The sequence below is a fragment of the Lactobacillus sp. UMNPBX19 genome (genome assembly GCF_002553805.1).
Classification (GTDB): Bacteria; Bacillota; Bacilli; order Lactobacillales; family Lactobacillaceae; genus Lactobacillus.
Map to the genome: position 1 here is coordinate 59,696 of NZ_PCYR01000009.1, position 7,774 is coordinate 67,469.

Here is a 7,774-nt window from a genome sequence, read left to right on the forward strand (position 1 = left end):
CCTCCCTTTTCTACTCATTCTCCTTCATTCTAAGTCTAAAAATGCAATAAACACTGTTTTTAATTATTATTATCATTTGAGCCAAAAATAGGTTAACAAAGTCTAGATATAACTGAAGAGCTCCCATAACAGCTAGTACATTTGTAGAAACTTCTCCGCCAAATTGTAAATAGATGTTCTTCATTCTTTGTGCATCCCAAGCAGTTAAAACAGTGAAGATAATAACTGCGATGAATGAAAAGATGTAATTAGCTGCTGAACTCTTTAAAAACATGTTGATCAACATCGCTACAATTAAACCAATTAATGCGGCCGAAGCATATGAGCCCCACCTACTCAAATCTTTTTAGTAACCGTACCTAAAATGGCCATTACAACGAAGATCGTTGCAGATGCGACAAAGGCAGAAGCAATATCTTGCCCAGTATATGTGCCTGCAATAAAAGCAAAAGTTACTCCATAAACAATCTCTGTAATCATCAATAAAATAAAACTTGCTACTGGATTTCTCGTAGCTTGAAAATTAATTGCAAATATTAGAACAATCGGAATTAATAATAAAAGCCACATCGTCCATGGATGATGAACCATTAAAGAAACCATTTGTCTAGCAAATACAGTCATCGTTAAGTAAGCGCTCAGAGCAGATACAAAAACTGCAAGAGCCATATAACCGTAAATTTTACTTAAAAAGCTATTTAGTCAAGATTCGTCAAATAAGTGTCGCCGCTCTGGTTCTTGATCAAAATCATACATATTAAATCCTCCAATCTACCTATATTCTTTCACTTTTAATGTATCACTTAGTAAGGATGAACAGAAATATGAACTATTATTTTATGCACAAAAAAAGCGATCAACAGCAAGAATTGCTGAAGATTGCTTTTACAACATTTTATGTTTTTTCATTCGTTCTTCGAAAATACCGTTTACTATTTTTTTCATTTCTTCTTTTTCTTCTGCACTAGTTTCTTCTTCAAAAGCTTTATATAAATCGGGATGCTCCCTCGCAATTAATTTACAAGTATTTTCAGTTGCGTGTTTACGAAATATTTTAGGTATTTTATTTAAATATTCAGGCTTAATTAGTGCGATAATTTTTTCATTTGCAGTCATAATACTCACTCTCTTCCTTATTGTCTCTCAAGCAAGAGTTTCTATCTTTATAAAAGGATATTTTTGTGGAATTGTAGCATCGATTTTTAACATAGTCTGATAAAAATCAGGTGTTAAAATATGTGCAAATACATCTATTTTCATCATATCACCTTCTTTTCTCTTTCACCTTCATTTTAGCATAATTATTAAAATGACCTACTCTCCATATTCCTTACCATAAATATATTTATGAAGTTTCAAATATTGTTGTTCGAGCTTTTTCTCATTAACATTATCTTTTGCAAAGTAATATCTTTTACCTTCAAGACCTTTCGGCATGTAATTTTGTTTTGCAATTTGAAATGGTTGTGTAAATGGATTGTCTATTAACCCACCACCAGTTATTTCTTCTGAATGTTTGTAATGCATATCTCGTAATCCACGTGGCATGGGATGCTCATTAGGATGAGTAGTATCTTTATCAAGCTTTTTCCAAATTTCATCAAAAGCACCTGACTTAGGGGACAAACACATTAACATAGTTGCAAACATCAAAGGATATTTTGCTTTTGGCATCCCTATTTTTTCTGCTTGATTAGCTGCAACTACTATTTGCGTTACTTGTTCTGGATTGGCTAAGCCAACGTATGTGTATGGAATTTCTCGCAAACGCCGTACTACTGACGGTAGATCTCCGTTTTTAAGTAAGACGGTAAGATAATACAAGGCTGCATCAGTATCGAACCCAGCCATTGAATCTGAATAAGCTGCTAAATAGTCATAATGCTTAGTTGCTTTTCTGTCATAAGCAAAATGTTGACCTTTAATAAATTCCTTAACATTTTTAACTGAAATCTCTTCTCCATTAACTGCATGAATAGTCTCTAATAAATTTAATGCTACACGCAAATCTCCATCTGCTGAACGAGCAATAATGTTAATTGCCTCTTTATCTATTTGTTTTTCAGCTAAATGGAATACTTCTTGTAAAGCTCGGATTAAAACCTGACTAATATCATTATCGTCTAAAGTCTCAAATTCAAAAATCTGACAACGTGAGCGGACAGCAGGAACAATTGACATAATCGGATTTTCAGTAGTTGCCCCAATTAAAAGAACTTTTCCACTCTCTAAATAAGGCAGAAGATAATCCTGCAATGTTGTCGTCATGCGATGAATTTCATCAATTAGTAGAACAAACGATTGGTATGGATAAGTATTAATGATTTGCATCAGCTTTGCTTTATTATCAGTCGAAGCATTGAAAGTGGCCAGCGGATAGTCATACTCTCGAGCGATAATTTGCGCTAGACTTGTTTTTCCTGTTCCAGGCGGTCCCCATAATAAGAGCGAAATTGGAACATGATTTTTAATAATTTGATAAAGAGGTTGGCCTTCTTTAATTAAATCTTTTTGTCCTACAAAATGTGATAAATCCTTGGGTCTAATTAAATCTGCTAATAGCTTTCTTATTGGCATAAAATTCACTCGCTTACTTATAGTAAATTATAATCTTACCTAATTATTAGCACAGTTGCTTGTTTTAGACAAACTTATCTAGCATTCTAACTTTCCATATAGTGGCAATAACTGCTCAATCCCGTTCAAAATAAACTCTTCCATATCCTTAACTTGATCTTGATTTCTAAAAGCAAACTTTCCAAGCAAGAAACTAGTTTTAACGGCTTCTTCATTAAATAGGTTTTGCTTTTTTGTATCTGCTAAATATTCACTCAAAGATAAATGATCAGCAAATTCCATCTCATTTTTATCCCATAAGTACCAATTATTAATTTTGCGATTCTTGGCCCAAGTTGGAATATCGGCGAGTAATTCATTATATTGTTCCGGATTATCGCCACGTTTTTCACTCTTATAATGCTGAAACATTAAATAAACTTGTAATTGTTTTTTATCAAGCATCACGCCGATGCATGGACTTTTATCAGCCATAGTATTTAAGCGAAAAGATGCCCAATAATGATCGCGTAAGTTCCAACCATTTGTCCAGCTTTCGACATGAACTTTAGCAAATTTATCTTGTGGTAATTTTTGATAAACATTTGAGTTTACCTCTTTCCAGGTCTGCCAAACTTCTTTAAAATCTGTTTTTACTTGCGCTAATTCATCTTCAGAATATTGCTGCTTCAATTTTTTTAAAGAAAATTCATTCCGATCAAAAATTGCATACATTTCTTCAGTTAACTCTGTCATTTTATAAAGTCCTTACCATATTTACACTAGTAACACCAGTTGGATCTGGAATATCGTCACTAGTTTCGCCTTCATTATGAAAACCACGTTTTTCATAAAATTTAATCAATTTCGGTAAACAAGTTAAAGATATAGCTTGACGATTTTGCTTTATGGCCTCTTGCGCTAATGCTTCAATTAATTTTGTCGCTACGCTTTGTTTGCGGTATTCAGGCAAAACTGCCAAACTTAAGACCATTTGATAGTGATCAGTTTTTCGATTAGGATGATTTTTAAAATATAATTCATCTTCAATATAGCGTTTATTAAAAGCGGGACCAAAAATATGACCAATCACTTTTCCATCCTCTTGCGCAACTAAAAAGGTATCAGGATAATTCTCAATTCTAGCAATCATATCTTGTTCAGTTTGCTTTTTAGTCATCTTAAACGCGTCAGATTCTAGTTCTACTATGTCGTTTAAATCTTCCATTGTTACGGTGCGAATAATCATAATAGATCATTCCTCCTTATGTTTATCTCTAAAAGTAAAAAGATTTCAAAAGTCATCTAGACTCTTGAAACCTATATTATTACTCTCTATTTAATTCTTCCACTTTAATTTAAGACGATCTTGCTCAGTCTTTTTTTAAAATATGTCTTCACCTTCGGCCCAACTTCTTATCCGTAAATTCTAATTGCATTCATGATATCTTTATGCAGCATTGAGGCAATTAGCAAGTGGAGGTAGAAACGTGTAAACGTGTCAATCCAAGTTCTTCTATACTTTAATGATCTTATTAGCAACAGTTTCACTATCATCAACAAAAATTGCTCCATTTTTTCCGACTGCTTCAAGATATTGTTCATATGTCATCCCGTTCCATTGTGGTCTTTCCGTACTAATTTGATCAACTAACAATTTTGTAGGATAAAAATAATCTTTAATAACCTTTTCTTTATCTTGATTCAGCCAGCCCCAATAATGTGCTGCAATTGGCATCGTAGTTAAATCACTACTCATTTTTTCTGCTACCCTTTTATATATGGTTTAAAGTGCAGCGGATCGCCACCAATAATTGCATAGACAATTGGCAACCCTAACTCTGCAGTTCGAATAGTCGATTCTATACTTCCACCTGTAGCCACAGAAATAGGGATTGGCTTTTTAGTGCGCGGATAAATTTCTTTATGATTAACTTCAGGCGTGAACTTACCTTTCTTCCAATCAAGAATTTCTTCTTTCATATAAAATATTCGGATAATCTAGATAGTTATCATTTTCCTTTGGCTTTTTATCTGCTAGTTTTTCAACAGGACTAGATTCACCGTTTAATGAACTTGCTGAACAAAAGAGATCCTACTTTTAATAAATATAGATCTGCTGGCACTAAATCTCCAGCAGTTAGATTGATGATATCACCGACTACAACATCTTTAGATTGTAATCATAATAATGACTGTACTGAGATCTTTTTGATCTGTAGGAACAAAAAGATAGTTAGTCAAAAAAGATAAAAGAGCTAAAAACAGTAATACTCCTGTAAATGGAGTCATGAAAGCATCAAATAAAAAATGCAATTTTGGATGACACTCTTTATTTGATACTTCATTTAACCCATCGCGCTCTAAACGCTTTTTTGCTTGCGCAGGGTTTAACCCATTAATTGACGTATCTAATTGCTTTAATACTTCACTCTTTTCTTTTCCAGCAATTTGCTTAGCTAAAGTCGCATCAGTTACTACACGATTTTTAGAGTTGAATTTTAACATAGTAATCTCTCCCCCTCTAAAAAATCGGCAAATAAACAAAAAGACCAACGTAAAAACTGCATTGGTCTTATAATAGCGATTTAATACTCGTCGTTCAGTTTTAACACTACGTAACGTAAAGTTTTTTTAACTAGCTGACTGGGAAAAGCCTTAACTCGACAGTTCCTGTTTGACCCGTTGGCATCTCTGGATGTTCCTGGGCATCAGCATATATTTACGTAGGAGTCTCACCTAACAGTTTATTTGCTTCTTTATTTAATTAACGACTATAGCCTAAACGACTATTATTTATTCCTCAACCATCTTTAAAGAAATTATAAAGTTTACTAAAAAAGTTAAGCACTACCATTAGCACTTAACTTTTTATACACATCAATTTATTAATTATGAAACTTTATAAATTTAACCTAACTTGTCATATTCTTCATCAGAAACTGGCTCAAGCCATGTAGTTTTACCCTCTCCGACCATTACTGCTACATGAGCAAACCATGAGTCCTTGGTAGCACCATGCCAGTGTTTTGTATTAGGATTAACAATCACGACATCCCCAGGAACCATTTTTTGTGCCGGTTTACCTTCTTCTTGATACCAACCTTCACCTGCAACGGCAATTATGATTTGAGGAATTGAGTGCAGTGCCAATCGTTGCGTCATCCAGGCTCAAAACTGACATTGCTGACACCAGTTTTTGCCTCTTTACTTGAAGTTAAAAACTCTTTCCTTGAAAGTATTTTGCGTATGCATCGTTATATTTACCAAAGCCAGAGACACTGTTTTTTACTTCTTCTTCATTTTTTCCTCCGTAAACCCCTCTATTTCTCCCATCTATTATTTTATATCTACCCTTTATAAATTAAAAATAGTTATTTCTACTAGATATCTATGCATTTAAGGTATGGTCTTTTACTACCTAGGCTAAATATTTAAGATAATGTCTATAATTTGCTATATTTAAGATAATAAGAAGAAAGAGAGGGTATAACTTATGAAAATCACTTTTAAAGGTAAAGAAGTTAAATTAATAGGTACTCCTCCAGCAGTTGGAGAAGAAATGCCAAACTTTACAGTACTAAATAAGAACAATCAAGAATTCACTAAGTCCGATTTATTAGGTAAATTTAGTTTAATTAGTGTAGTACCAGATATTAATACTTCTGTTTGCAGTATTCAAACCAAAACTTTTAATAAAACAATGGATAAATTTCCAGAAATTAACTTTTTGACTATTTCAACTAATACTGTTGAAGACCAGCAAACTTGGTGTGCCGCCGAAGATGTTAAAAATATGCAATTGATGTCTGATAAAAGTTTGTCATTTGGTAAGGCAACTGGCTTATTAATTCCTGAATCCGGTATTCTTGCTCGTTCTGTTTGGGTCCTTGATCCTAATGGTAAAATTCTATACCGTGAATTAGTTGATGAAATTACACATGAGCCAAACTATGATGCAGTATTAAATGAACTAAAACAATTGCATTAATGTTTATCAAAATCAGTTTATAGAAAAAGTGTTTACCCGATTTTAAAGTCTTGATGGTAAACACTTTTTTCTTGATTAAAATTTAATATAAAATGGTTAAAGAACTACTACGAATAATTAAGGAGAATTAGATATGTCATTAACAGTTAATCTTTACTATACCGGTAAAAATGGAAGTGCACGGAAATTTGCTGAAGAAATGGAAAGTAGTGGTGTAGCCGATCGTATTCGAAAAGAACCAGGAAATGAAAAATATAAGTACTTTATACCATTAGATGATCCTGAAACTATTCTTCTAATTGATAGCTGGAAAAACCAAGAATCTCTTGATGCTCACCACGCTTCACAAATGATGCAAGAATTAGCCGATCTACGTAATAAGTATGATCTTCATATGCGTGTAGAGCGTTACATTTCTGATAAAAATGGTGTTCCAAGTAGTGATCAAAAATTTATTAGAAAATAATAGAGTTTTAATTATATTCAAAGACTAACAAAAAGGCGTATACCTAACATCTAAAAAAGATATTGGCTTACGCCTTTTTCTCTATATAAACTTCTAAAAATGTACTATTGTTGAACTTACTATTAGTAACATAGAAACTAGAATCAGACTTTAGAACAATCATTAAAGCGTTAGATTCACCACAGTTCGTATCTTCCCATGGCATATAAATATTTTTAGTTTTTCCAGATTTAAAAATCAAATCTACATCAACTAAATCATGGAATTTAGCAATCCGGTCAGCTAAATTATATTCTTCCCAGGTTTCAATGGTATTTACTCTATCCCAGTCAGCAATCATAGTAAACCCATCACATTCAAGGCCTGTTTCAAGGACATCACTATCTTCTTCATGGTCCCAGCGATGGCTTAAGTTAGTATATACATTTTTAAAATTGAAATAAGGAATATACTCAATTGGAATTTGCTCAGACTCACAATTTTCAAAATTAAATTGAATTGCTTTTAACTTTTCCATACTATGCTTCCATCCTCTCAAACTTTACTGAATTGCCACTTTATTATACAAAATTATTCAGCAATTTTAACTAATTAATAAGGATGAAAAATATATAGGCCCCAATATAATACTTTTTAGCTTCTTTAGATAATTTGGTTATAAGAACCCCCCGAAATTCGTGTCCGAATTTCGAGGGTCACTACAATTTGTAGTGACCCACAAAAATTGGACACTTTATTAATATTAAGCGACTAAGGATTGA

9 protein-coding genes, 4 pseudogenes and 1 riboswitch are annotated in these 7,774 nt (G+C 32.9%); of the genes and pseudogenes, 2 read left to right on the forward strand and 11 right to left on the reverse strand.

Annotated elements, in window-relative coordinates; all coding sequences use genetic code 11:
• Positions 1-10 precede the first annotated feature (10 nt).
• The 10 genes and pseudogenes from CP370_RS04170 to CP370_RS04210 all read right to left on the reverse strand — a co-directional run bounded on the left by CP370_RS04170 (position 11) and on the right by CP370_RS04210 (position 5,896).
• Positions 11-756: pseudogene (locus CP370_RS04170) on the reverse strand (Bax inhibitor-1 family protein).
• A 129-nt stretch (positions 757-885) separates the two neighbouring features.
• Positions 886-1,116, reverse strand: a complete 231-nt coding sequence (locus CP370_RS04175) for a hypothetical protein (protein WP_012846180.1) — start codon at positions 1,114-1,116, stop codon at positions 886-888.
• A 33-nt stretch (positions 1,117-1,149) separates the two neighbouring features.
• Positions 1,150-1,260: pseudogene (locus CP370_RS04180) on the reverse strand (amidohydrolase); the annotation flags it as partial.
• Positions 1,261-1,314: 54 nt separating this feature from the next.
• Positions 1,315-2,577, reverse strand: a complete 1,263-nt coding sequence (locus CP370_RS04185) for a replication-associated recombination protein A (RefSeq protein ID WP_087712977.1) — start codon at positions 2,575-2,577, stop codon at positions 1,315-1,317.
• A gap of 78 nt (positions 2,578-2,655) precedes the next feature.
• Positions 2,656-3,312 carry an HI_0552 family protein gene (locus CP370_RS04190; RefSeq protein WP_087712976.1) on the reverse strand — a complete coding sequence of 219 codons (657 nt, stop codon included), beginning with the start codon at positions 3,310-3,312 and terminating at the stop codon, positions 2,656-2,658.
• A gap of 1 nt (position 3,313) precedes the next feature.
• Positions 3,314-3,805, reverse strand: a complete 492-nt coding sequence (locus CP370_RS04195; RefSeq protein ID WP_087712975.1) for a GNAT family N-acetyltransferase — start codon at positions 3,803-3,805, stop codon at positions 3,314-3,316.
• 267 nt (positions 3,806-4,072) lie between these two features.
• Complete coding sequence (locus tag CP370_RS04200) at positions 4,073-4,315, reverse strand: hypothetical protein (protein WP_223658227.1); 243 nt, start codon at positions 4,313-4,315, stop codon at positions 4,073-4,075.
• Positions 4,316-4,323: 8 nt separating this feature from the next.
• Positions 4,324-4,539 carry a hypothetical protein gene (locus tag CP370_RS09970; RefSeq protein WP_223658225.1) on the reverse strand — a complete coding sequence of 72 codons (216 nt, stop codon included), beginning with the start codon at positions 4,537-4,539 and terminating at the stop codon, positions 4,324-4,326.
• Positions 4,526-5,064, reverse strand: a pseudogene (locus tag CP370_RS04205) (cation-transporting P-type ATPase); the annotation flags it as partial. The pseudogene CP370_RS04205 and the gene CP370_RS09970, both read right to left, overlap by 14 nt.
• A 78-nt stretch (positions 5,065-5,142) precedes the next feature.
• Positions 5,143-5,310, reverse strand: a riboswitch (M-box (ykoK) riboswitch).
• Between the two features lie 156 nt (positions 5,311-5,466).
• Positions 5,467-5,896: pseudogene (locus CP370_RS04210) on the reverse strand (cupin domain-containing protein).
• A 156-nt stretch (positions 5,897-6,052) separates the two neighbouring features.
• Between CP370_RS04210 and tpx the strand changes: the two are divergent.
• Entirely contained in the window at positions 6,053-6,547 is a 495-nt protein-coding gene (tpx, locus tag CP370_RS04215; protein ID WP_087285066.1) for a thiol peroxidase, read from the forward strand.
• 133 nt (positions 6,548-6,680) lie between these two features.
• Positions 6,681-7,013: a putative quinol monooxygenase gene (locus CP370_RS04220; protein ID WP_087712974.1), complete on the forward strand. Its 333-nt coding sequence runs from the start codon at positions 6,681-6,683 to the stop codon at positions 7,011-7,013.
• A 67-nt stretch (positions 7,014-7,080) separates the two neighbouring features.
• Here the strand turns inward: CP370_RS04220 and CP370_RS04225 are convergent, their stop codons facing one another.
• Positions 7,081-7,530 carry a hypothetical protein gene (locus CP370_RS04225; RefSeq protein WP_087712973.1) on the reverse strand — a complete coding sequence of 150 codons (450 nt, stop codon included), beginning with the start codon at positions 7,528-7,530 and terminating at the stop codon, positions 7,081-7,083.
• Between the last annotated feature and the right edge of the window lie 244 nt (positions 7,531-7,774).